Source organism: Nocardioides agri (assembly GCF_013778305.1).
Lineage (GTDB): Bacteria > Actinomycetota > Actinomycetes > Propionibacteriales > Nocardioidaceae > Nocardioides > Nocardioides agri.
In genome coordinates this window covers 379,523-402,885 of sequence record NZ_JACEIC010000001.1, presented here as the reverse complement: position 1 = coordinate 402,885, position 23,363 = coordinate 379,523, and the positions used below count along the sequence as shown (strand labels likewise).

Below are 23,363 nucleotides of genomic sequence, written 5' to 3'. Positions count from 1 at the left end.
CGTCGACCAGCGACTGGCCGACAACCAGATGGGAAGGACTCATGGCTCTGTTCATGGACACGCACAACATCGACGGTGGGGTCTCGGCGGCAGATGTCGCTGCCGCCCACGAGGCCGACCTGGCCACGCAGAGGTCGCACGGAGTGGACTACCTCCGCTACTGGGTCGACGAGCAGGCGGGGAAGATCTTCTGCCTCGTCGAGGCACCGAGCGCGGAGGCAGCCAACGCCGTCCATCGTGAGGCGCACGGGCTCGTGGCTGACGAGATCTACAGCGTCAGCGAGCACTCCTGAGGCTGTGCCCTCGCCCGACCCGCCGACTGCCGTCCGGAGTCGTTCGGGCACCTGCACGGAGGCCCCGGGCGCCAGCGGCGCTCGGGGCCTGCGGGCTGCGGGTGGGAACGGGTCTCCAGCGAGGGGTACCGGGAGGTCATGGCTGTGCGACGCTGATCGTATGGCGGACGAGCCCCTCACGATCCGCCTCTTGGGTCGCCCGGCCATCGAGCGGCCCGGTCAGACGGCCGACCGTCTCCGCAGCCGGAAGAGCTGGGCGCTGCTGGCCTACCTCCTGCTCTGCGAGGCCCGCCCGACCAGGAGCCAGCTGGCCGGGATGCTGTTCTCGGAGGCCGACGACCCGCTGCGTGCCCTGCGGTGGAGCCTGGCCGAGATCCGTCGCTGCCTCGGCGACAGCGTCTCGATCGACGGGGATCCCGTGGTGCTGCTGCTTTCGGAGGGCGTTGCTGTGGACGTCGACCTGCTCGGCCGGGACTGGACCGCCGCCGTCGAGGCCGTCGGGCTCGGTGCCGAGCTGCTCGACGGGTTGGTCGTCCGGGGGGCACCTGCGTTCGAGTCGTGGCTGCTCTACGAGCGGCGACGGATCGCTGCGGCCTCCGAGGCGATCCTGCACGAGGCTGCCCTGGGTCTGTTGGCGCGTGGTGCGCTCGATCGAGCCTGCGGCTTCGCCGTACGTGCCGCCGCGATGAGCCCTCTCGACGAGAACCACCAAGCGCTGCTGATCCGCCTCTATCGGCTGATGGGCGATGACGCGGCGGCCGAGCGACAGTACGCCGCGTGGACCGGGCTGCTGGACACGGAGCTCGGCGTGGCGCCCGGAGTGACGATCGAGGCCGCGATGCGGGAGCGTCCACGTCGACGTGTCGGCGTCCCGACCAGCGCCACGGTCGAGGCCGCCATCGAGTCGGGGTCGGCGACGATCGCGGCCGGAGCGATCGAGCCGGGGGTCGCTGCCCTGCGCAGCGCCGTCCGACTCGCCGACGCCGGCGCCGCGACCTCGCTGCGCTCGCGGTCCCGACAGGTGCTGGCCGAGGCGCTGATCCATTCGCTCCGCGGCCTCGACGAGGAAGGCCTGGCGCACTTGCACGAGGCCGACCGCCTGGCCGTCGAGGACGACGACCCGATCGGCTCCGCGCTGGCCCGCGCAGAGCTCGGGTACGTGGACTTCCTGCGCGCCCGCTACGACCGAGCCGAACGGTGGCTCAGCGAAGCGATGGACCTGGCGGACGGATCACCGGTCGTGATGGCCAAGGCCGCGACGTACCTGGGCTCGGTCCACAGCGACACTGCGGACTACCCGCGGGCCATCGCCCTGCTCGACGAGGCCGGACGTCTGTCGCGGGAGGCAGGTGACCCGCGTCGGGAGGCCTACGCACTGTGCATGAAGGGACGGGTGGAGCTCCTTCGCGGCGACCTGGACGAGGCGGACCACCACCTCACCACAGCCGTCGCGCTGGCCGAGCGCGTGCACTGGCTCTCCTTCCTCCCGTGGCCGCAGGCGTTCCAGGGGGAGGTCTGTCTCGCCCGCCACGAGCCGTCGCGCGCGGCCGAGATCTTCCAGCAGGCCTTCGCCCGGGCCTGCCAGCTCGGCGATCCCTGTTGGGAGGGCATCACCGCTCGGGGGCTGGCCCTGGTCGCCGACGCCGAGGGCGATTCCGAGCGAGCCTTCGAGACCCTGCGAGACGCCCGCTCGCGGGGCACCCGGCTCGCGGATCCCTACGTGTGGCTCGACGCCCACATCCTCGACGCGATGTGCGATCTCGGCCGCACGCACGGGCATCCCGAGACCCGCACATGGATCGACACGCTGCGCGAGCTCGCCTCCAGGGCCGGGATGCGGGAGCTGACCGTGCGCGCCCTTCTCCACTCCGCTGCCCGAGGCAGCACGGGAGACGCCGACGCCGCTGACCTGCTTGCGGCCGAGATCGACAACCCGGATCTGCACGCCCTCATCCGCGCCACGCGCGAGGGACGCACCCAGCCCTGCTGAGCCAGCCAGCGACCTCGTCGTGGGCCGTCGCCGGTCGGTCATCGGTCTAGACGGGCTGTATAGACGAGTCGCCGAAAGTCGATCCGAGGACGTGACCATTGGGTCATGCTCTCTGACGTGAGCCTTCGGGCCCCCGTGGCCCCTTCCCCAAGGCAGGCGACATGCATCGATTCGACCGGACCCGCAACGATCCGGAACATCACCATCCGCCCATCCTCGTCGTCGACCGCGACGTAGCGTTCGCGGAGGCCGTCCGCACCGCGGTCACTGCCGGCCACCTGGTCAATCCGGTGCTGGCCTGCCCGGACCCGCGCACCGCTCTCGGGGACCTCACCGCAGGTGCGCAGGGCGGTGCCAGGGCACGCAGCCGACCCATCGCCGCGGTCGTGAGCTTCGACTTCGAGGACCGCAGAGGGCAACACCTCCTGCGGAGCATCGGGCAGAGCCCGACCCTGCGCCTCATCCCGGTCGTCGTCGTCGGTCAAGGCGTCGACGCGGACGAGGTGCGGGAGGCGATGGACCTCGGCGCGGCGGCGTACCTCTCGAAGCTGGTGGCCAGTCACGTCCTGCTCGACATCATCCGTGGGCTCGGCATGCCGTGGGCGCTCGCCGGACCCGCGCCGGCCGCCGGGGTCGTGTAGCGCAGCCCGATCGCGGCGGTAGGACGCGCCTTTTGGGACGCACTCGCGGCGGCTGGTTGTCTCGCCGGCCCGTCCGTGGGACGTGCACGGAGTTCGACGAGATGTCATACGGACGGTGGAAGCGGACGCACCATCCGTATGACGTCCCGCGGCTTGCATCCGCATCTCGGCAGATCCGCGCGTCCGATCGTCGGCTGAAGGACCACTGTTTGGAGCCAGAGGGCTATGCACGAGTCGAGGAAGTGACCGGTCGGCCGTTAAGTTCTTCCGGTGCCCGACTCCCGCCCCCGCCGTACGTTCGCCGTCATCAGCCACCCCGACGCGGGCAAGTCGACCCTGACCGAGGCGCTCGCGCTGCATGCCCGGGCGATCAACGAGGCCGGTGCCGTGCACGGCAAGGGGGATCGTCGCGGCACGGTGTCCGACTGGATGGCGATGGAGAAGGCCCGCGGCATCTCGATCACCTCGGCCGCGCTCCAGTTCGCCTACCGCGACCACGTGGTCAACCTGGTCGACACCCCCGGCCACAGCGACTTCTCCGAGGACACCTACCGGGTGCTCTCCGCTGTCGACTCGGCGGTGATGCTGGTCGACGCGGGCAAGGGCCTCGAGCCGCAGACGCTCAAGCTGTTCCAGGTCTGCGCGCTGCGCGGCATCCCGGTGATCACCGTGATCAACAAGTGGGACCGGCCGGGTCTCTCCGCGCTGGAGCTCATGGACCTGATCCACGAGAAGATCGGGCTCCGCCCGACACCGCTGACCTGGCCGGTCGGCGAGGCGGGAGACTTCCGCGGGGTGCTGGACCGTCGCACGGGCGAGTTCGTGAAGTACACCCGCACCGCCGGCGGAGCCACCCGCGCCCCCGAACGACGGATCGGCCCCGGCGAGGTCGAGGAGCCTGACGCCCAGGCCTGGGCCGCCGCGGTCGAGGAGCACGAGCTGCTCGAGCTCGACGGGGCCGACCACGACCAGCGACGCTTCCTGGCCGGGGCGACCACGCCGGTCATGTTCGCCTCGGCGCTGCAGAACTTCGGCGTCGCCCAGCTCCTCGACCTGCTGCTCGATCTCGCCCCCGCGCCGGGCGCGACCACCGGCGTCGACGGCGCGGTCCGTCAGGTCACCGACGACTTCAGTGCCTTCGTCTTCAAGGTGCAGTCCGGGATGAACGCCGCCCACCGCGACCGCCTCGCCTACGCGCGGGTGGTGTCCGGCTCCTTCGAGCGCGGGATGGTCGTCACCCACGCCGCCACCGGTCGGCCGTTCGCGACGAAGTTCGCCCAGGCGGTCTTCGGTCGCGAGACGACGTCGGTCGAGACCGCCGAGGCCGGCGACATCATCGGCCTCGTGAACGCGAATGCGCTCCGGGTGGGCGACACCGTGTACGTCGGCCCGTCGATCGAGTACCCGCCCGTGCCGACCTTCGCCCCCGAGCACTTCATGACCGCCAGCGCCGGCGACATCGGCCGCTACAAGCAGTTCCGCCGCGGAATCGAGCAGCTCGACCAGGAGGGCGTCGTCCAGGTGCTGCGCTCGGACCTCCGCGGTGACCAGAACCCCGTGCTCGCGGCGGTCGGGCCGATGCAGTTCGAGGTGGTCGAGGACCGGATGACCAACGAGTTCAACGCCCCGATCCGCTTCTCGCGGCTCGACTACCAGGTCGCCCGGCGCACCGATGCCGGCGGCGCTGCTGCGCTGGCCGGGATCCGGGGTGTCGAGGTCCTGCAGCGCAGCGACGGCACCCACCTCGCGCTCTTCGTCGACCAGTGGCGGGCCAAGACGACCGCGCGCGACCACCCCGACGTCATGCTCGAGGCACTGCCGGCCGGCGGGAGCTGACCGGCACCAGACGACCAGCGCGCCAGACTCACCGGTCGACGACGGCGGCTAGGGTCACGAGGGTGGCCACCTCCTCGTCCGTCGGCTTCGCAGCCTCCGTCGGGGGGATCGCCGGCGCATCCCTGGCCGCGCACCGCGGCATCAGGGCCGCAGCCCGGACCGGTCTCGTCGGGGCCGTCTGCCTCGGTGTCTCCGAGGCCGTGGCCCGGGCTCGCCAACAGGAAGGCGAGATCCCGGCGTTGTGGCAGCGGATCGCGGTGAGCGCCGCGTTGGCGGCACCGCTGGGCTTGGCTGCGGACACGGTGGTGGGCGCCGGTCCCCGCACGGTCGGGCTCTCGACCGGTGCCGTCGTCGGAGCGATGGGGCTACGACCACAGAAGGTGGCGATCGGCCCGGTCGTCGGACTCGCCGTCGGGCACGTGCTCGCTCGCCGACAGGCACCGGGAGCGGTGGTCGCCAGCAGCGTCGTCCTCGCCTACCGCACCCTGTCCGCCGTACTCTTCCGCGACCCCCAGGTCAGGTTGCTCGCCGAACGGGTCCGCGCCGCCGACCTGCCGTTCGTGGTGCCCCGGCCGGCGCGGTCGAGGCACGTCGGCACCGGATACGTCCGGGGCCTGGCCGAGGAGCTGGGTGCTCACTACACCGCCGATGCCCCGGACACCGGGATCGTCGCATCCCTCGACGCTCTCGCCGGGCCGGACCTCGACCCAGATCAGGTCGACCCGCTGGTGCGGGAGTTCTACGAGCACACCACCCGCTTCGCGCTCGACATCGTGCCCCAGTGGCGGCTGTGGGTGCGGCCCGGCTACCTGGTCTACCGCACGCTCGTTGCGCGACCGCTGGGACAAGCCAGCATGCCCATGAACCAGCGCGAGGCCCAACGGGGCATCCGCAGCCGGATCGACACGATCACCGGAGTCGACGGTGTGGTCTCGGTGCGCGGCTGGGTCCGCTCCTTCGCGGACGACGACGAGCCGATCATGCTGGGGATCTACACCACCTACAGCCACGGCGACCGCGGCTACGTCAGCGTCGGGTTCCCCATCCCCGACGGCAGCTTCACCGCCACGCTCCGGCCGCAGTCGCGCCCGGCCGGGGGCCTGAGGCTGACGAGCCGGGTGCACGACGGGCAGGCCGGCCACTACCTCACCTACGTCGACACGGAGGCCGACGAGCTGACGGCCCTGGCCGTGCCTGGCTTCGAGGAGCAGCTCGATGTCTACGTCGACCAGGACGTGCTCCGCGCCGAGCACGCGTTCTGGGTCTTCGGCTTCCCCTTCCTGACCCTGCACTACCGGATCACACGCAAACCCTGAGGGAGCCTCCCGGCTCCACCAGCCTCTCGCGATTCTCCTACCCGGCTCGCCACCACCAGTGGGCTGACCACCGCGGTGGGGCGCGCCGTCATCCGCGCCGACAGTGCGCGGGTCCCCTGGTCACCCCGCCAACAGGGCAGGCTCGGCCGGGTCGAGGAACCCTCGAGCTGCGGCGGTGGCCTGGGTGTGTGCGTCGCGGCGTCCGGGCTCGGGATCGGCCGTGGCCAGATTGGGGCGGAAGGCGATGCTGCGGATGTCGTGGACGCCGGCCCAGCGCAACCAGTCCTCGAAGTACGGCTGCTGGAAGTCGTTGCCGAATCCTGGCCCTCGGTCGGGTCCGTACACGGCGCCGGTGTAGATCACGGCGGCGCGCTTGTTCTCGAGCAGGCCGGTGTAGCCGGCTTCGGGGTCGAAGCCGAAGACCATGCCCGGTTGGCTGACGACGTCGATGAACTGCTTGAGGATGTAGGGCACCGAGTGGTTCCACATCGGCACGGTGAACAGGTAGTAGTCGGCCGAGTCGAACCGCTCGAAGGTCTCGCGCGCGGCGCGCCACGCGGTGGCCTCCTCCCCCTCCGGGTCGGCGCCGGCGAAGATCGCCATCTTGGCGGCCGCGGCGGACGGCCCGAACTCAGGCAGCGTGCCGTCCCACAGGTCCCAGTGCTCGATCGTGACGTCGGGGTGGCCCGAGCGGAGCTCGTCGAGGAACGTCGTCGCGATGGCGAGAGACTCGGAGCGCTGGCCGCGCGGGGAGGCGGAGATGTGCAGCAGGGTGGTCATCGTGGTCTTCCTTCTCGGAGAGATTATGTGCGTACGCACATAGTTGTATCAGAGTGTGTGCGCACGCACAAGTGTTGCTAGACTCCTCCCATGCCAGCTGACCTCGCCGAGACATGGGGCGCACTGCTGAAGGTGCACGCCGCACTGGTGCCGCGACTGGACCGCGAGCTCCAGGACACCCATGGGCTGCCTTTGACGTGGTACGACGTGCTGCTCGAGCTCAACGGCGCGCCGGACCGACGGCTGACGATGGGCCAGCTCGGGTCGGTCGCCGCCGTCAGCCGCACCCGCGTCAGCCGAGTCGTCGACGAACTGATCCGGGCCGGACTCGTGACGCGTGAGCCGAACCCCGACGACGGTCGCTCGGCGTTCGCAGCCCTGACTCCTGCCGGCCGGGCGGCGCTGCGCAAGGCAGCGCCGACCTATGTGGCCGCCGTGCACCGCGAGTTCACCGACCACCTGACAGCGCGCGAGGCCGAGGTCCTCGCCGGCGCTCTCCGCAAGGTGCTCGTCGCGGGGACGTCCATGTGAGGATGGGCCAATGACCCGCCTCGTCGCCTGCCTGGTCCTCCTGGTGGCGACGCTCGCGCTGGCACCGGGTCCGGCAGACGCCGCGCCGGGCCCGTGGGCAGTGAAGGCGGAGAAGCGGCTCAACGCGCTGCGCTGCGACGCGGGGCGCGGTGACGGGCGGATCGACGCGCACACGCGGAGCGCGGTGGTGCGCTTCCAGTCGCGGGTGGGGCTGCGGCAGACCGGGCACCTCGACGATCGGACCCGGCGGCACCTCTACGCCGAGGACGCGCCGCGCTGCGACCGGCGGCCGGTCCCCCGCCACTCGGGCCAGGGACGGCGGATCGTGATCTCGCAGCACCAGAACTGGGTGTGGCTCGTCGGCGCCTCCGGCCGCGTGCTCGCCGAGGGCGGGATGGTCGACAACCCACGAGTGCTGCACCGCGGCACGCACGCGACCGGGTCCTACTGCGGCCGCGGCGGCCGGATCAGGCTCAACCAGGCCGTCAGCGGCACGCTCTGGCTCGACGACTTCGTGCGCTTCGCGCCGTGCGGCATCGGGTTCCACCGCATCCCCCGCTGGAAGTCCAACGGCCGGCAGATGCACGCCGACTGGATCCTCGGCACCGACCTGGCGACCTCGCACGGCTGCATCCGCCTCAGCCGAGGTCTGGCGCACCAGGTCTGGGCCTTCACGACCCGCCGGACGCAGGTGCGCGTGGTCTGATCGTCGGCACGCACCTTCGGCAAATCCTGTTCTCGGCACGTCGGGCGCGTGATCATGGGGCCGGGCTCACCCCGAGCTCGGTCCCGGCGAGGCGAGGCGATGGCACGGCGATGGCACTGATGCGTCACGAGAAGTACGCCGGCGAGCGCGTCTGGTGGCTGCTGGGGATGGCGGTGGTCGGGGTGCTGGTCGTGATCGACATCCTGACGGGGCACCAGATCAACGGCGTGTACGCCGGTGGCGCCGTGCTCACCGCCGTCTTCTGCGGGCCGGGGCGCACCGCCGCCGTCGCGGTGACCGCGCTGGTGGCCTCGATCGCCTCGGGGGTCTGGAACGACAACCTCGGTGACAGCGCCTGGGCGGTCCGCTTCGTGGCGTGCGCGCTGCTGTGCTCCGTGGCCGTCCTCACCGCCGTCGTCAGCCGACGTCGCCGCCGGGACCTCGAGCGCACCACGACGCTGGCGCAGCACGTCCTGGACGCCCTCGCTGTCGAGCTGACCGGCGCCCGCACCGTCACCGACGTGGCAGACGGGTTCATCGGCCACGCCCGCGACACCCTGGGCGCCAAGTCCGCGATGGTGCTGGTCCTGGACCCGGACGACGTCCTGCGCACCGTCACGTGGGCCGGGCGCGGTGGGGCGGCAGCCGACCAGTTCCAGGAGGTGCCGCTGACGAGCGACGTCCCCGGCGCAGTGGCCGCGCGCGAGGGCACCGACCTCCACTACCGCTCCGTCCGGGAGATCGAGGCGGCGTTCCCCGCGCTGGCCGGCTACTACCCGACGGACCTGAGCCTGCACGTCCTCCCGCTGCGTCGTGGCGAGCGGACGCTGGGCCTGCTCGCCCTGACGTTCCCGGTGGGCTCGTTCACGCCCGCCGAGGACGGCTTCCTGCACTCGATGGCCGGCGCGCTCGCGAGCGCCCTCCTGCGCGCGGAGGAGCTGCAGAGCGCCGACGCGGCCACGCAGCGCACTGCCCTGCTCGCGGAGGCGTCGATGACGCTCTCGCGCAGCCTCGACCTGGACAGCACCCTGGCCGAGATCGTGCGCCTCCTGGTGCCGCGGTTCGCCGACTGGTGCTCGGTGCAGCTGCTGGACGGTGACGAGCTGCGGACCGTCGCGGTCCAGCACCGCGACCCCGAGACCACCGCATGGGCGCGCGGCATGGTGGACGCGTTCCCGACGCGGATGGACGCCCCCACCGGTGGGCCGAACGTCATCCGCACCGGCCGGAGCGAGATCTACCCGTACCTGCCGGCCGACCTGGTCGACGCCGCCGCCCACGACGACGAGCACCGCACCATCCTCCGGCGGTTGGGCTTCACCAGCGCGATCGTCGCGCCGCTGACCGGTCGCCACGCCGTGCTCGGGGTCGTGACGCTCATCCACGCCGAGTCCGGACGCCGCTACACCGACGCCGACCTCGCGTTCCTCGAGGAGATCGCCGACCGGGCGGCGCTGGCGCTCGACACCGCCGCGACCTTCGAGCAGCAGTCCGAGCGGCTGGCCGGCGTCACGCTGGTCGCCGAGGCCGCCCAGCGAGCGATCCTCGCCCCGCCTCCGCCGCGGGTGGGTCCGGTCGCTCTCACCGCTCGCTACATCTCGGCCGCGGTCGAGGCGAAGATCGGGGGCGACCTCTACGAGGTCGTCGACGGCCCGTCAGCAGTCCGGCTGCTGGTCGGCGACGTCCGCGGCAAGGGGCTGACCGCCGTGCGCACCGCCACCGTCGTGCTCGGCGCGTTCCGGGCCGCGGCCGCCGACACCGGTGACGTCGCGGAGGTCGCCCGCGAGATCGACCGGCGCCTCCTGCCGTACCTGCCCGACGTCGAGGACTTCGTCACCGCCGTCCTGGTCGACATCCACCACGACGGTCGCTTCACGATCGTCTCGTGCGGACACCCGTCTCCGGTGCTGATGACGGCCGGGGACGGGGCGAGGGCGCTGGATCTCGAGCACGCCGTCCCCCTGGGCCTCGGCGCCGATCCGCGACCCACCGAGGGCGTGCTGCGGGCCGGGGACCGACTCCTGCTCTTCACCGACGGCCTCATCGAGGCCCGTGCGCCCGACGGCTCGTTCGTGGACCCGACCGCGTTCCTGGATGCGGTCGCCACCGCGCCGGTGGAGACCGCCCTCGACGGCCTGCTCGACGCGCTGCAGCGGGCGGCCGGGCACTCCCTCGAGGACGACCTGGCGTTGCTGCTGGCCTGCTACGACCCGGACTGACCCTCGAGCCGTTGTCGCAGTGTCGACGGCTGTCGACGACTGTCGACGGTTGCGCGACGACTGCGCGACGATGACGGGATGGAGGTCCTGGAGCTGCCCGACAGCGACGCATGGGAGAGGTGGCTGGAGGCCCACCACGACACCGCACCCGAGGCATGGCTGCGCGTGGGCAAGAAGGGCTCGGGGCTGACGACCGTGACGATGCCCGAGGCGCTCGACGTCGCGCTGTGCTTCGGCTGGATCGACGGGCAGCGACGCGGTCTCGACGAGGTCTCCTTCCTGCAGCGCTACTGCCCGCGCCGGGCGCGCAGCACCTGGTCGAAGGTCAACGTCGACAAGATCGCGGTCCTCGAGGCGGCGGGCAGGATGCGCCCGTCGGGGTGGGCCCAGGTCGAGGCGGCCCAGGCGGACGGTCGCTGGGACGCGGCCTACGAGCCGATGCGCACGGCGAGCGTGCCCGACGACCTCGCGGCGGCGATCGCCACCGACCCGGTCGCCGACGCGGCGTTCCGGCTGCTGGGCAAGGCCGATCGCTACGACGTCATGCTGCCGGTGCTCAAGGCGACGGCGCCCGCGCGCCGGGAGGCCGCCGTACGACGCGCCGTCGAGCGCCTGCGCGGTGGCCACTGAGCGTGGCACGATCGCCCGCATGACTCGCGCCCGGCACTCCGCTGTTGCCGCCACCCTCGCCCTCGTCGCCGGCCTGCTCGTCGTGGCCGGCGGTGCCTCCGCCGGCCCCACCGACTTCACCGTGCGTGGGAGCGTCAACCAGCTCTACGTGCTCGGCGCCGCACCCGGCCAGCAGCTCGAGCTGGTCCGCGGCACCAAGGTCGTCGAGGAGGGCGTCGTCGACAGCGCCGGCAGCCTCGCGTGGCGCGGCCTGGACGCCGGCAGCTACTCGGTTCGCAGCGCCACCCCCGCAGCCACCGTCGGGCCCGTGAAGGTGAGGGACGTCGCCGGGAAGCCGCCGGCGCACGCGTTCTACGCCGGCCAGACGCTGGGCAAGGGCTTCAACTACATCACCACCCGCGACGGCACGACGCTGTCGGCCAACGTCACCTTCCCGTCCGGGACCGGACCCTTCCCGACGGTCGTCGAGTACTCCGGCTACGACCCGAGCAACCCGAAGAACACGACGATGGCGCAGCTCTTCACGACCCTGGGCTTCGCCTACGTGGGCGTGAACATCCGCGGCACCGGCTGCTCCGGGGGCTCGTTCCGCCCCTTCGAGCCCGTGCAGAGCGTGGACGGGTACGACGCGATCGAGGCGATCGCCGCCCAGCCGTGGGCCAAGTTCCACAAGGTCGGCATGGTCGGCATCTCCTACCCCGGCATCTCGCAGCTCTACGTCGCCCAGACGCAGCCGCCGAGCCTGGCCGCGATCACGCCGCTGTCGGTCATCGACGACACCTACCGCAGCACGCTCTACCCGGGTGGCATCCTCAACACCGGCTTCGCGGTGCCGTGGGCGACCGAGCGCGAGAAGCAGGCAGGGCCCTACGGCCAGGGCTGGGAGAAGGGCCGCGTCGACGCCGGCGACACGACCTGCCAGGCCAACCAGGCGCTGCGTCTCCAGAACCCGGACGTGCTGGCGATGATCAGGGCCAACCCCTACTACAAGAAGAGCATCGGCGACCCGATGAACCCGAGCCTCTTCGCCCCGAAGATCAACGTGCCGGTGTTCCTCGCGGGCGCCTGGCAGGACGAGCAGACCGGGGGCCACTTCCCCGGCTTCCTCGACGACTTCACCTCCGCGCCGCACCTCTACGCGACGATGCTCAACGGCTCGCACCCCGAGTCGCTGAGCCTCGGCGTCTTCGGGCGGTTCGCCGACTTCCTCGACCTGTACGTCGGGCGCCGCGTGCCCGGTGAGGCCAAGCACGTCGTCGCGCCCGTGCTCGCCGGCACGATCACCGGCGTCACCGGGCTCGCGCTCCCCGAGCAGCCCGACTACTCGGGCATGACCTTCCGGCAGGCCAAGCGCGACTACGAGTCCGGCGACCCGATCCACATCCTCTTCGAGGAGGGCGCCGCCGCCGGCCAGCCTTCGGGGTCGCCGTTGCCACGCTTCGAGCGCACGTTCGCGTCGTGGCCGATCCCGGAGGCCGAGGCCACGTCGTGGTACCTCACCCCGCGCGGCGGCCTCGCCGACGCCCCGTCGACGCTCACGCCGCGCCAGGCCACGCCGCGCAGCTACCGCGCCGACCCGGACGCGCTCCCGCCCACCACGCACTTCCAGACCGGCGACGGGCTGTGGGAGGCGCACCCGACGTACCAGTGGAAGCAGATCCCGAAGGGCAAGGGCCTCGGCTGGATCACCGAGCCGCTGACCGAGCAGGTGGTGCCGATCGGCACCGGCTCGGTCGACCTGTGGGTGCGTTCACCGCAGCGTGACACCGACCTGGAGGTCACCCTCACCGAGGTGCGGCCCAACGGCACCGAGGTCTACGTGCAGTCCGGTTGGCTGCGCGCCAGCCACCGCAAGCTCGGCCCGGGCTCGACGGTGGTCTCACCCACCCACACCCACCTGCGCTCCGACGCGCGGCCGCTGCCGAAGCGCGGGTTCGCCGAGGTGCGGGTCGAGCTCTTCCCGTTCGCCCACGTCTTCCGGCCGGGCTCGCGGATCCGGATCACCGTCGACGCGCCCGGCAACGCCCGTCCCCAGTGGGACTTCGACACGATCTCGCACGGCGAGCGGGTCCTGGTCGCCGCCGACGCCGACCACCCGTCGCGGCTCGTGCTGCCCGTCGTGCCCGGCGTCGACGCACCCCGCAAGGCGCCGAAGTGCTCGTCGCTGCGCAGCCAGCCCTGCCGGACCTACCGGGGCTGACCGGGCCGACGGTCAGCGGACCCGGGCGGCGACGACGGTGACGTCGTCGCCGAGCCGGGCGTCGGCCAGCGCGGCGACCTCGTGGACGAGCGTGTCGAGCGGGCCGCTGGCGAGCTCGGCCACCCGTGCCCGCAACCGGTCGATGCCCTCCTCGATGTCGCGCTCACGCGACTCGACCACTCCGTCGGTCACCAGGACGACGACGCTGCCGGGCGGCAGCGGGATCCGCTCGATCTCGCGGGCCGAGGGGGACGTGATGCCGAGCGGCGTGCCGGTGCCGCTCCCCACCAGGGACGTCGACCCGTCCGGTGAGACCACCACGACCGGCACGTGCCCGGCGCTGCACAGCTCCAGGGTGCCGGCGGATGCGGACAGCCGGGCGACGACGACGGTCACGAAGTCGTCGGGTGCGTCGCGCGAGACCATCTCGTCGGCGGCGGCGAGCAGCGCGTGCGGCGCCGACTCGACGGTCATGAGCCCACGGATGCCGGCGCGGACCGGGATCATCGTCGTCGCGGCCCGCACCCCCCTGCCCATGACGTCACCGACGACCAGCAGCAGGTCGCCGGGACCGGCGGCGACGGCGTCGTACCAGTCGCCGCCCACGTGCTCGAGCACGTCGCCACCGGGCTGGTAGATCGCGGCCGCCTCGAAGCCCTCGAGCTCCGGCAGCGGACTCGGGGCCAGGCTGTACTGCAGCTCGTCCGAGATCGCCGTCGTCCGGCGGACCAGCTCGGCACGCTCCGCGGCGATCGCGTGCTGCGAGGTCAGCGTGTCGAGCAGCTGCTCGTCCTCGACCGAGAGCGAGTCCCCGACCAGCGTGCGCACCCGCTCCAGGCTCTCGGCGTGGACCGAGGCGACCTGCGCGGGCGTCAGCGCGCGGGCGAAGTCGGCGGTCACCTGCTGGAGCAGCAGCGCCCGCGCCGCGGCGGCGTCCTTGCGTCGCTCCAGCTCGACCCGGTCGGTGACGTCACGGACGCAGCCGATCGTGCCGGCGGGCGCGCCGTCCTCGTCGGCGAGCACCTTGCCGTGGGCCTCGATCCACCGGATCGTCCCGTCGGGCCGGACGATCCGGTTGCGCAGCACGTACGTCGAGCACCCGGCCATCGCGACCTGCACGACCGCGATCGCCTGTGCGCGGTCGTCGGGGTAGATGCTCTCGACCCAGAAGTCCCAGCTGCCGTCGAACGTCCCGGCGGTCAGGCCGTAGATGCGCAGCATCTGGGCGTCCCAGACGTTCGAGTCGTCTGCCGCGTTCCAGTGCCAGGTGCCGAGCTCAGCGGCCTCGTGCGCCAGTCGGAGACGCAGCTCGTCGGTATAGCTCTGCACGGCCCGCAGTATTCACCCCAGCAGCACCCGGCGACGCGGAATCGCCGAGTCGGTCCCCGTGGGTCTAGCCGCCGCCCAGGCCGGCGTCGCGGGCCCGGATGATGGCGTCGGCCCGGTCGGTCGCCTGGAGCTTGGCCAGGATGTTGGAGACGTTGTTGCGCACGGTCTTGGGAGCCAGGTAGAGCGCGGCCGCGATCTGCGCGTTGTTCTTGCCGGCCGCGATCAGGTCGAGGATCTCCACCTCCCGCTCGGTCAGCTGCGGGAACGCCGAGCGGTCCGGAGCCGCCGAGCCGGACAGCAGGTCGGCGATCCGGAGCGCGAGCGAGGCGCCGAAGACCAGGCCGCCCGCGTGCACGGTCGAGATCGCGCGGGCGACCTCGTCCTGGCTGGCGCCCTTGACGAGGTAGCCGCGGGCGCCGGCGCGCATCGCCGCCAGCACCGTGCCGTCCTCCTCCCCCATGGTGAACACCAGCACCCGCACGTCCGGCCGGGTCTCAGCCAGCCTCCGGGTGGCGTCGATGCCGTTGAGCTCGGGCATCTGGAGGTCCATGACGACCACGTCGGGGGTGAGCTCGGTGGCGAGCGCGACCGCCTCGGCGCCGTCGGCGGCGGTGCCGACCACGGTCACGTCCGGCTGCGTGCCGAGCAGCGACGCCAGACCGTCGCGGAACACCGGGTGGTCGTCGGCGATCAGCACCCGCACGGGCTCGGTCACGTCGTCTCCTCGAGATCGGGGGTGGGGGCGGTGGGGAGCCAGGCCCGCACGCGGGTGCCCCCGCCGTCCGGGCAGGTGATCTCCGTGCGGCCGCCGAGCTCGGCCGCGCGCTCGCGGATCGACCGTAGCCCGACGCCGGCCACCACGTCGGCAGCGATGCCGGCGCCGTCGTCGGAGACCTCGACGAGCAGCGCGTGCGAGTTGCCGACCAGCCGGACGCTCGCACGCCGCGCCCCGGCGTGGCGGACGGCGTTGGTCAGCGCCTCGGAGGCGATCCGGTACGCCGCCACCTCGACGGCCGCCGACAGTGGCCCGAGGTCCTCGGCCGCGACGTCGACCGCGAGGTCGGCCGAGCTGAGCCGCTCGGCCTGCTGGTCGAGCGCGGCCAGCAGGCCGAGGTCGTCCAGTGCCGGCGGCCGCAGCCCCTGCACCAGGCGGCGTACGTCGGCCAGGGCGTCGGTGACGTCCTGCCGGGACTGGGCGACGAGGCGACGGGTGGTCTCCGGGTCGCGGTCGAGCGCGTTGCCGGCGGCGTCGAGCCGCATGGCGACGCCACCGAGGACCGGGCCGAGACCGTCGTGCAGGTCCCGGCGGATCCGGCGGCGGTCCTCCTCGCGGGCCAGCACGAGCTGCTCGCGCGAGACCTGGAGGTCGGCGGCGAGGCGGGCGCTGCGCACCGCCATCGCGGCCTGCCGGACGATGTCGAAGAGCAGCGCCTGGTCCCGCTTGGAGAGCATCGACCGGACGCCCCGCGCGGGCAGCTCCAGCCGGCCGACCTCCTCCTCGCCGTAGCGGATCGGGACCTCGCGGGTGTCGCGCGGGCGCTCGCCGTACGTCGCGGCGATCGCGCCGCCGCCGTGGCCGAAGACCTCCACCTGCACGAAGTCGAGCTTGAACGCCGACGCCACCTCGGTCGCCAGCGCCGGCAGCTGGTCGCGGACGTCGCCGGCCTCCTCCAGCCGGGCGGCGAGCGCCGCGACGACCTCGTAGCGGTCACCACGCCGCCCGACCAGCGCGCGGTGCACGACGCCCGAGATCCAGCCCCGCACCGGTGCGTAGATCGTGACCGCGACGAGCAGCAGGATCAGCGTCGCGTCGCGCTGGTCGAGCCGATCGCCGAGCAGCGCGTCGAGCGTCGCGACCAGCACCAGGTCGAGCGCGATGACGAGGCCGGCGACCGTCGCCCACACGATCGTGCCGCCCATGAGGGCGTCGACGTCGCCGAGGTCGGGGTCGAGGATGCCGATCGCGATCGAGACGCCGGTGACCGACAGCGCGACGACGAGGGCGATCGAGACGACCCAGCCGTTCTGGAGCACGGCGCCCAGCCCGGCCATCACCAGGCAGACCACTGCCGCCCAGACCAGCCAGCGGATCTGCTTGCGCTCCCGGTCGTCCGCCCGCCGGTGCCGGGCGAACAGCACCGCGACGGCGAGCGGCATCGCGAGCAGGGTGACGACCCGCGCGACCCGGAGCAGCGTGAAGAAGACGTCCTCGGGCAGCGGGAGCTCCGGCATGCCGGTGTCCATCGGCAGCGGCTCCTCGTTGCCGACGATCGACATCGGCGCGAAGAGCAGCAGTGACGGCAGCGCGCACGCCATCGCGATCACCAGGACGCTCACCGTGCCCCAAGCGCCCTTCATCAGCCGGCCGTTCGGGTAGAGCACCAGCACGGTCGGCAGGCCGACCAGCAGGAAGGCCCCGAGCTGCGCGACCACCCACACGGCGAACCCCGCGAGCGGGAGCACCGGCGTCTGCGCCATGGCGTACGCCGAGTAGGACTCGCACAGCCCGTCGAGCGACCAGAGCAGGCCGGTGCCGGCCAGCACCCAGGCGACCGGGTGCCGCGGGTGGCGCCACAGCACCGGCGCCGCCGTACCGACCGCGATCACGCCGGCCAGCGCCGAGAACGTGCCCCACCCCATCGACGAGCGGGCCCGGTCGGCCGGCTCGTTGACCAGGTCGAGGCACAGGCAGACCACGAGCATGCCCACCGCGAGCACCGAGACGACGGTCGCGGGGACGCGGCCGGGCGCGGGAGCGGGAGTCACCCGAGAAGTATCGGCCTCGCTCCGTCCCGTCGTCTCGGGATCGGTGTCCCGCGCGCACGGGACACCGGCGAGGGACCGGACGAGGGACGCCGCTCCCTGCTGCCCGGGGCGCCTGCCCCGGGAGTGTTCGGGTCATCGGACGGCAAGGGTGCCGTCCCCCAGACCAGGAGGAACGATGACCATCGAGCAGACTCCCGCAGCTGCCCGCACCGACGTCCGCCGTCCCGCGGCGGTCTCCGGCACCACCCGCCCGACCCGCCCCTTCCGCAAGCGCGGCATGCTGCTGACGGCCGGCGCCCTGTCGTGGGCGCTCGCCATGGTCGTGATGGGCTCCGACCCGCACGGCGCCACCGAGGAGGCGGTCTTCTCGCTCGCCTCCGGGCTCTTCCAGATCGGCGTGATGGGGCTGCTCACCGTGCTGTGGCAGACCCAGGCCCTCGGCGAGGGCCGCGTGGCGCGCTTCTTCCTGCGGCTCGAGGGGGTCCTGCTCTCGCTCGCGATCTGCTCGACCTTCGTCGACGGCATCAGCGTCTCCGACCTCGACCAGACCGGGTGGCTGCTGCTCGACCTCACCTGGCCGCTCTCGATGATGGGCATGTTCTTCATCGGCATCCGGATCGCCATCGCCGGCCGCTGGCGCGGCGTGTCCCGCTTCTGGCCGCTGGTGGCCGAGAGCTGGGCGGTCGTCTCCGTGCCGGCGTACGGCATCTTCGGCGGCACCGTCGCCGGCTTCGTCGGCGCCGCGCACCTCTGCATCGGGTACGCCGTGCTCGGCCAGATCGTGGCCCGCAAGGAGGGCTGAGCCGCCCGATCTGCCGTCGAGCGACGTGAAACGGCCCCTGGGAGCTGCTCCCGGGGGCCGTTTGGCGTCACTCGACGACAGACAGCCGGCTCAGACGCTCGCCTTCTCCTCCCGGCGCACCCGGCTGTGGCCGTGGCCGTAGGCGAAGTAGATGACGAAGCCGAGCAGCATCCAGACCACGAACCGCAGCCAGGTCTCGATGGACAGGTTCACCATCAGGTAGAGGCAGACCAGCGCGGACAGGAAGGGCAGCCACGGGCTCAGCGGCACCCGGAACGGCCGGTTCAGGTCCGGCCGGCTCTTGCGGAGCACCGGCACCGCGAGCGACACGAGCGCGAACGCCGTGAGCGTGCCGATGTTGACCATCTCCTCGAGCTTGCCGATCGGGGTGTACGACGCCACGACGGCCACGATCGCGCCGATCGTGATCGTGATCCGCACCGGCGTGCCGGTCGCGGGGTTGGTGCGGCCGAAGCCGTGCGGGATGAGACCGTCGCGGCTCATCGCGAACATCACCCGGATCGCGCCGATGAGCAGCGTCATCACGACCGTCGTGAGACCGGCGACCGCGCCGGCCGCGATCAGCGTGGCGTAGCCGCTCTGGCCGACGTCGCGGAACGCGGTCGCCAGCGCGGCGGCGGGGTCGATCTGGTCGTAGGGCACCATGCCGGTGATCACCAGGGCGACCGCGACGTAGAGCAGCGTGCAGATCGCCAGCGAGCCGAGGATGCCGATCGGCAGGTCGCGCTGCGGGTTGCGGGCCTCCTCGGCGGTGGTGGCGACGACGTCGAAGCCGATGTAGGCGAAGAACACCACCGACGCCGCGGAGATGATGCCGAGCACGCCGAACGTCTGCGGCTCGATGCCGAAGGCCCACTGGATCAGCGGCTGGTGGATGCCGCTGGCGGAGATCGGGTCGGCGGCCGGCGGGATGAACGGGTCGTAGTTGGCGCCGGAGACGTAGAACAGGCCCGCCACGATCACGAACAGCACGATGAAGAGCTTGACCGCGACGAGGACGAGGTTGACCCGCATCGACTCCTTGATGCCGAACGCGACGAGCGTCGTCAGGATCGCGACCAGCAGCAGCGCCGGCACGTTGACGTGGTCCCACTGGAAGCCCTCCGACGGCCCGATGCCGGCCGGCCAGGTGATGCCGAGCTCATCGAGGAAGATCACGAAGTAGGCACTCCAGCCCTGCGCCACCACCGAGGCGCCGAGCATCAGCTCGAGGATCAGGTCCCAGCCGATGATCCAGGCGATCAGCTCGCCGAGCGTCGCGTAGGAGAAGGTGTACGCCGAGCCTGCGACCGGCACCGTGGAGGCGAACTCGGCGTAGCACAGGGCCGCCAGCGCGCAGCAGATCGCCGCCAGGATGAACGAGAAGACCACGCCCGGCCCGGCGTAGTCCCTGGCCACCCGCCCGGTGAGCGTGAAGATGCCGGCGCCGATCACGACGCCGATGCCGAAGACCGTGAGGTCCAGGGCCCCCAGCCGCTTCTTGAGCTGGTAGTCCGGTTCGTCGGTGTCGGCCAGGCTCTGCTCGATCGACTTGGTCCTCAGCACGTCCATGACCCCACACTGTCCTACGTAGGGCTCGGCGAAACCAGCCCGGCTCCGGGAGCGGCGTACGTCGCCAGGATCAGCAGCACGGCCTGCTGGGCGAGCTCGCGGGTGGTCAGGCCGAGCTGGTCGCGCACGACCGAGCCCACGTCAGCGCCCGGGACGGACACGGCGTCCAGCAGCGTCCAGGGCGCCTGCTCGCCGTAGCTGTTCGCGATGCTCTCCACGGCCCACCAGGCCAGCCCGTAGTGCGCCTGGGAGTCGTCGTCGTTGAACGTCCGGTCGTCCGGCAGGTCGCGCACGGTGCCCCGCTCGGCGGCCTTCAGCGCGCTGTCGGGGAGCCGACGCTCCTCCGGCGGGATCGGCCGCACCGACACCCACTCGGCAAGGCCCTCGGAGAGCCAGACCGGCGCGGCGTCGTCGTGGGTCCCGACCGCGACGTGGGTGAGCTCGTGCCGCACGAGCCGGTCCACCTCCGGCTCGGAGCGGCCCAGCACGCGGGGGTTGAGGACGAAGCGGGTGCCCTCGCCCGCCGGGAAGGACACCGCGTCCAGGTCGCCGGGGTCGTCGCCGGGCACGTCCTCGAGGCCCTGCAGGAACGTCGGGTCCGACAGCGCGTAGACGACCACGTGCCGCGACCAGTCGTAGGGCACCCAGGCCGACACGTCGCTGATCCCGGTCTCCACGGACGCGACGATGGCGTCGGCCGCACCCACCGAGCCGGCGTCGAACACCCCGAGCACGCCGAAGCCCTCGCGCACGTCGATGCGGCCGAGGTCCCACGGCTGCGCCTGCACGTCGTGGGCGGCCTCCCACTCCGGATCGGTCACCGAGGTCAGCCGCGCCCGGCCGGCGGCGCTCACCGGCCCGAAGCGGAAGCGGTCCGGGCTGGTCACCGGCGCGGCGTCGTACCCGTCGAGCTGGAGCACCTGGGTGACGGTCACCCAGTAGCCGTCGCCGTCCCGCACCAGGCTGGCCGGATCGAGGCGGTAGCGGAGGCGGCCGACGGGAAGCTGGGTGAGGTTGGCGTACCACGTCTGCTGCTCGGCCCGGAAGGCGCGGCTGCCGCCGACGGTACGCCGGAACGCCTCCGCGTCGCCGTCGCGGACGGCGGCCGCGCGGGTCTCCAGCGCGGCCCGGACCGCAGCCGCGACGTCGGCCGGGGCGGTCGCGTCCGCGTCGGGACCCGGCGCCGGGGCGTCGTCACTGCAGCCGACCAGGGCGGCCACCAGCACGCCGAGGGCGAGCAGGGCCGCTATCGGGCGTCGGTCAGGTCGTGCTCTCGACATCGAGGGAGGAGTGACCGGCGGGGAGCGAGGTCATGTCCCCCACGATGCCCATCTCCTCGACGATGGACAGCGCGATGGCCTGCGGGGTGAGCCCGATGCGCTCGAGGATGGCGTCCCGCTTGGCGTGGTCGAGGAACTCCTGCGGGATGCCGTGCAGGCGGAACGGGGTGTGCACGCCCGCGGCGTTGAGCGTCTGCAGGAGGACGGCGCCGCAGCCGCCGGTCTCGCCGTTGTCCTCGATGCTGACCACGAGCCGGTGCTCGCGGGCGAGGTCGATGATCGCGGGGTCGACGGGCTTGACCCAGCGCGGGTCGACGACGGTCACGCCGATCCCCTGCGCCACCAGCCGCTCGGCGACACCGACCGCGACGGTCGCCATCGAGCCGACCGCGACGACCAGGACGTCCTTGGTGCCGTTGCGCACGAGCACGTCGGCGCCACCGGCGGTGCCGACCGCCTCGATGTCGGCGGGCGGCGGGCCCTTCGGGAAGCGCACGACGGTCGGGGCGTCGTCGACCTCGACCGCCTCGTTGACGAGCTCGTGCATCCGGGTGGCGTCGCGCGGCGCGGCGAGCCGCAGGCCGGGAACCACCTGCAGGATCGACATGTCCCACATGCCGTTGTGGCTGGCGCCGTCGTCACCGGTGACGCCGGAGCGGTCGAGCACGAAGGTCACGCCGCACTTGTGCAGCGCGACGTCCATCAGCACCTGGTCGAAGGCGCGGTTGAGGAAGGTCGCGTAGACGGCGAAGACCGGGTGCAGCCCGCCCATCGCGAGCCCCGCGGCCGAGGTCGCGGCGTGCTGCTCGGCGATGCCGACGTCGAAGAAGCGGTCGGGGAAGCGCGCCTGGAACTTGTCGAGGCCCACCGGGTGCGTCATCGCCGCGGTGATCGCGACGACGTCCTGCCGCCGCTGACCGAGCTCGACCATCGTGTCGGCGAAGTGGTCGGTCCAGATCCGGCCCTTCGGCTTCTCCGCGCCCGTCTGGACGTCGAACGGCCCCGGGGCGTGGAACTGGTCGGCCTCGTGCCGCTCGGCCGGGTCGTAGCCGTAGCCCTTGCGGGTGAGCGCGTGCACGATCACCGGGCCGTTGAAGCGCTTGGCCTGGGCGAGCACGTGCTCCATCGCGGCGCGGTCGTGCCCGTCGACGGGGCCGACGTACTTGAGGCCGAGGTCCTCGAAGAGGCCCTGCGGCGCGAGGGCGTCCTTGACACCCTTCTTCATCGCGTGGAGGGCGTCGTACGCCGCGGGGCCGACGCCCGGCACGGCGTTGAGGCGGCGCTTGACCATGTCGAGCACGTGCTCGTAGCGCGGGTTGGTGCGCAGCGTGGTCAGCGCGGTCGCGAGGCCGCCGATGGTGGGCGTGTAGGAGCGGCCGTTGTCGTTGACGACGATGACGAGCCGGCTGTCCTTAGCGATCGCGATGTTGTTGAGCGCCTCCCAGGCCATGCCGCCGGTGAGGGCGCCGTCACCGATGACCGCCACCACGTGCCGGTCCTCGCCACGCACGGTGTAGGCCTTCGCGAGACCGTCGGCGTAGCTGAGCGCGGTCGAGGCGTGGGAGTTCTCGACGATGTCGTGCGGGGACTCCGCCTGGCTCGGGTAGCCGCTGACGCCACCCTCGCGGCGCAGGGTGCCGAACGTCGCGGCACGACCGGTGACGAGCTTGTGCACGTAGGACTGGTGGCCGGTGTCGAAGACGATGCGGTCGGTCGGGGAGTCGAAGACCCGGTGGATCGCCAACGTCAGCTCCACGACGCCCAGGTTGGGCCCCAGGTGGCCGGTGTTGGTCGCCACGGTGCGGATCAGGACGTCGCGGATCTCCGTCGCGAGGGCCTCGAGCTGAGCGTCGCTGAGGTCGCGCAGGTCCCGTGGGGACGCGATCGAGTCGAGAATGCCCATAGCCGTCGAGTCTAAGGGTTCAGAGGTCGACAGCCGCGATTGCCGGCTCGCCCGGGCGCCGGCCTCAGCGCCCTTCGTGCTCCCGCTCGCCGGGCCGGTGAGCCAGGTCATGCGTGCTCGTCGGTGAGGCGGCGGTAGTCCTCGGAGTCGAGGAAGTCCGGCACGATCGTGGTGGCGGCCGCGGTGCGCTCCAGCTGCCGCGCGACCTCGGGCTCGACGAAGACGATCTGGCGGCCCTCGCCGACGACGATGTCGGCGTCGGTCAGGTCGACGGCCGCGACCCAGACCTGGGTGGCGTCGAGGGTGCCGTAGGCGTCGTGGAAGACCTCGACCTCGCGCCAGAGGCGCAGCGCGCCGGGCGGCAGCCGGACGCCGGTCTCCTCGGCCAGCTCGCGGTAGGCGGCCGCCTCGTACTCCTCGCCGTCCTCCACGTGGCCGCCGACCAGGCCCCAGCGCTCGGGGTCGATCACCGGGTGCTCGTCGCGCTCCTGCAGCAGCAGCCAGCCACGGTGGTCCACGAGCAGGACGGACGCGAACCGGTGCATGCGTGCCACGCTAGCGGCACGCCC

At 72.3% G+C, this 23,363-nt stretch carries 19 protein-coding genes; 11 read left to right on the top strand and 8 right to left on the bottom strand.

Annotated elements, in window-relative coordinates:
- The first annotated feature begins 41 nt into the window (after window positions 1-41).
- The 5 genes from HZF07_RS02080 (at window position 42) to HZF07_RS02060 (ending at window position 6,076) form a co-directional block, all read left to right on the top strand.
- Window positions 42-293, top strand: coding sequence for a DUF4242 domain-containing protein (locus tag HZF07_RS02080; protein ID WP_157346606.1), 252 nt, complete (start codon window positions 42-44; stop codon window positions 291-293).
- A 160-nt stretch (window positions 294-453) separates the two neighbouring features.
- On the top strand, window positions 454-2,283 hold the full coding sequence (locus tag HZF07_RS02075; RefSeq protein ID WP_157346604.1) for a tetratricopeptide repeat protein: 1,830 nt from the start codon (window positions 454-456) through the stop codon (window positions 2,281-2,283).
- A 161-nt stretch (window positions 2,284-2,444) separates the two neighbouring features.
- Window positions 2,445-2,924 (top strand): response regulator, encoded by a 480-nt coding sequence (locus HZF07_RS02070; protein ID WP_157346602.1) that lies wholly within the window; start codon window positions 2,445-2,447, stop codon window positions 2,922-2,924.
- A gap of 270 nt (window positions 2,925-3,194) precedes the next feature.
- A complete protein-coding gene (locus HZF07_RS02065; protein WP_181644660.1) occupies window positions 3,195-4,760 on the top strand; it encodes a peptide chain release factor 3 in 1,566 nt (521 codons plus the stop codon).
- 62 nt (window positions 4,761-4,822) lie between these two features.
- Window positions 4,823-6,076 (top strand): hypothetical protein, encoded by a 1,254-nt coding sequence (locus HZF07_RS02060; RefSeq protein ID WP_181644659.1) that lies wholly within the window; start codon window positions 4,823-4,825, stop codon window positions 6,074-6,076.
- A 120-nt stretch (window positions 6,077-6,196) separates the two neighbouring features.
- On the opposite strand, the gene HZF07_RS02055 is transcribed toward HZF07_RS02060, so the two are convergent.
- Entirely contained in the window at window positions 6,197-6,856 is a 660-nt protein-coding gene (locus tag HZF07_RS02055) for an FMN-dependent NADH-azoreductase (RefSeq protein ID WP_157346600.1), read from the bottom strand.
- A gap of 90 nt (window positions 6,857-6,946) precedes the next feature.
- Between HZF07_RS02055 and HZF07_RS02050 the strand changes: the two genes are divergently transcribed.
- From HZF07_RS02050 to HZF07_RS02030, 5 genes are all read left to right on the top strand, one after another.
- Window positions 6,947-7,387 (top strand): MarR family winged helix-turn-helix transcriptional regulator, encoded by a 441-nt coding sequence (locus HZF07_RS02050; protein WP_157346598.1) that lies wholly within the window; start codon window positions 6,947-6,949, stop codon window positions 7,385-7,387.
- A gap of 10 nt (window positions 7,388-7,397) precedes the next feature.
- Window positions 7,398-8,093 (top strand): L,D-transpeptidase family protein, encoded by a 696-nt coding sequence (locus HZF07_RS02045; RefSeq protein ID WP_157346595.1) that lies wholly within the window; start codon window positions 7,398-7,400, stop codon window positions 8,091-8,093.
- Between the two features lie 110 nt (window positions 8,094-8,203).
- On the top strand, window positions 8,204-10,312 hold the full coding sequence (locus HZF07_RS02040; protein ID WP_157346593.1) for a GAF domain-containing SpoIIE family protein phosphatase: 2,109 nt from the start codon (window positions 8,204-8,206) through the stop codon (window positions 10,310-10,312).
- Window positions 10,313-10,390: 78 nt separating this feature from the next.
- Entirely contained in the window at window positions 10,391-10,942 is a 552-nt protein-coding gene (locus HZF07_RS02035) for a YdeI/OmpD-associated family protein (protein WP_157346591.1), read from the top strand.
- A 19-nt stretch (window positions 10,943-10,961) separates the two neighbouring features.
- Window positions 10,962-13,142: a CocE/NonD family hydrolase gene (locus HZF07_RS02030; RefSeq protein WP_157346589.1), complete on the top strand. Its 2,181-nt coding sequence runs from the start codon at window positions 10,962-10,964 to the stop codon at window positions 13,140-13,142.
- Window positions 13,143-13,154: 12 nt separating this feature from the next.
- On the opposite strand, the gene HZF07_RS02025 is transcribed toward HZF07_RS02030, so the two are convergent.
- The 3 genes from HZF07_RS02025 to HZF07_RS24280 all read right to left on the bottom strand — a co-directional run bounded on the left by HZF07_RS02025 (window position 13,155) and on the right by HZF07_RS24280 (window position 17,237).
- Entirely contained in the window at window positions 13,155-14,471 is a 1,317-nt protein-coding gene (locus HZF07_RS02025; RefSeq protein WP_157346587.1) for a SpoIIE family protein phosphatase, read from the bottom strand.
- A gap of 64 nt (window positions 14,472-14,535) precedes the next feature.
- Entirely contained in the window at window positions 14,536-15,186 is a 651-nt protein-coding gene (locus tag HZF07_RS02020; RefSeq protein ID WP_181644658.1) for a response regulator, read from the bottom strand.
- Window positions 15,183-17,237, bottom strand: a complete 2,055-nt coding sequence (locus HZF07_RS24280) for a sensor histidine kinase (protein ID WP_181644657.1) — start codon at window positions 17,235-17,237, stop codon at window positions 15,183-15,185. Before HZF07_RS24280 ends, HZF07_RS02020 begins: the two co-directional genes overlap by 4 nt.
- Before the next feature lie 175 nt (window positions 17,238-17,412).
- On the opposite strand from HZF07_RS24280, the gene HZF07_RS02010 reads away from it, so the two are divergent.
- A complete protein-coding gene (locus HZF07_RS02010; protein ID WP_157346585.1) occupies window positions 17,413-18,039 on the top strand; it encodes a hypothetical protein in 627 nt (208 codons plus the stop codon).
- 90 nt (window positions 18,040-18,129) lie between these two features.
- On the opposite strand, the gene HZF07_RS02005 is transcribed toward HZF07_RS02010, so the two are convergent.
- The 4 genes from HZF07_RS02005 to HZF07_RS01990 all read right to left on the bottom strand — a co-directional run bounded on the left by HZF07_RS02005 (window position 18,130) and on the right by HZF07_RS01990 (window position 23,339).
- Window positions 18,130-19,611: an amino acid permease gene (locus HZF07_RS02005; protein ID WP_157346583.1), complete on the bottom strand. Its 1,482-nt coding sequence runs from the start codon at window positions 19,609-19,611 to the stop codon at window positions 18,130-18,132.
- 14 nt (window positions 19,612-19,625) lie between these two features.
- Window positions 19,626-20,891 carry a hypothetical protein gene (locus tag HZF07_RS02000; protein ID WP_157346581.1) on the bottom strand — a complete coding sequence of 422 codons (1,266 nt, stop codon included), beginning with the start codon at window positions 20,889-20,891 and terminating at the stop codon, window positions 19,626-19,628.
- On the bottom strand, window positions 20,872-22,794 hold the full coding sequence (gene dxs, locus HZF07_RS01995) for a 1-deoxy-D-xylulose-5-phosphate synthase (RefSeq protein WP_157346579.1): 1,923 nt from the start codon (window positions 22,792-22,794) through the stop codon (window positions 20,872-20,874). The genes HZF07_RS02000 and dxs overlap by 20 nt, the downstream gene beginning before the upstream one ends.
- Before the next feature lie 107 nt (window positions 22,795-22,901).
- Window positions 22,902-23,339 carry an NUDIX domain-containing protein gene (locus HZF07_RS01990; protein ID WP_157346577.1) on the bottom strand — a complete coding sequence of 146 codons (438 nt, stop codon included), beginning with the start codon at window positions 23,337-23,339 and terminating at the stop codon, window positions 22,902-22,904.
- Between the last annotated feature and the right edge of the window lie 24 nt (window positions 23,340-23,363).

Excerpts from the sequence above, each read along its gene's own strand:
- HZF07_RS02055 (WP_157346600.1), bottom strand. The coding sequence starts at position 6,856 with ATGACCACCCTGCTGCACATCTCCGCCTCCCCGCGCGGCCAGCGCTCC.
- HZF07_RS02045 (WP_157346595.1), top strand. The coding sequence starts at position 7,398 with ATGACCCGCCTCGTCGCCTGCCTGGTCCTCCTGGTGGCGACGCTCGCG.
- HZF07_RS02035 (WP_157346591.1), top strand. The coding sequence starts at position 10,391 with ATGGAGGTCCTGGAGCTGCCCGACAGCGACGCATGGGAGAGGTGGCTG.
- HZF07_RS02050 (WP_157346598.1), top strand. The coding sequence starts at position 6,947 with ATGCCAGCTGACCTCGCCGAGACATGGGGCGCACTGCTGAAGGTGCAC.
- dxs (WP_157346579.1), bottom strand. The coding sequence starts at position 22,794 with ATGGGCATTCTCGACTCGATCGCGTCCCCACGGGACCTGCGCGACCTC.
- HZF07_RS02080 (WP_157346606.1), top strand. The coding sequence starts at position 42 with ATGGCTCTGTTCATGGACACGCACAACATCGACGGTGGGGTCTCGGCG.
- HZF07_RS01990 (WP_157346577.1), bottom strand. The coding sequence starts at position 23,339 with ATGCACCGGTTCGCGTCCGTCCTGCTCGTGGACCACCGTGGCTGGCTG.
- HZF07_RS02030 (WP_157346589.1), top strand. The coding sequence starts at position 10,962 with ATGACTCGCGCCCGGCACTCCGCTGTTGCCGCCACCCTCGCCCTCGTC.
- HZF07_RS02040 (WP_157346593.1), top strand. The coding sequence starts at position 8,204 with ATGGCACTGATGCGTCACGAGAAGTACGCCGGCGAGCGCGTCTGGTGG.
- HZF07_RS02000 (WP_157346581.1), bottom strand. The coding sequence starts at position 20,891 with ATGTCGAGAGCACGACCTGACCGACGCCCGATAGCGGCCCTGCTCGCC.
- HZF07_RS02075 (WP_157346604.1), top strand. The coding sequence starts at position 454 with ATGGCGGACGAGCCCCTCACGATCCGCCTCTTGGGTCGCCCGGCCATC.
- HZF07_RS02070 (WP_157346602.1), top strand. The coding sequence starts at position 2,445 with ATGCATCGATTCGACCGGACCCGCAACGATCCGGAACATCACCATCCG.
- HZF07_RS02005 (WP_157346583.1), bottom strand. The coding sequence starts at position 19,611 with ATGGACGTGCTGAGGACCAAGTCGATCGAGCAGAGCCTGGCCGACACC.
- HZF07_RS02010 (WP_157346585.1), top strand. The coding sequence starts at position 17,413 with ATGACCATCGAGCAGACTCCCGCAGCTGCCCGCACCGACGTCCGCCGT.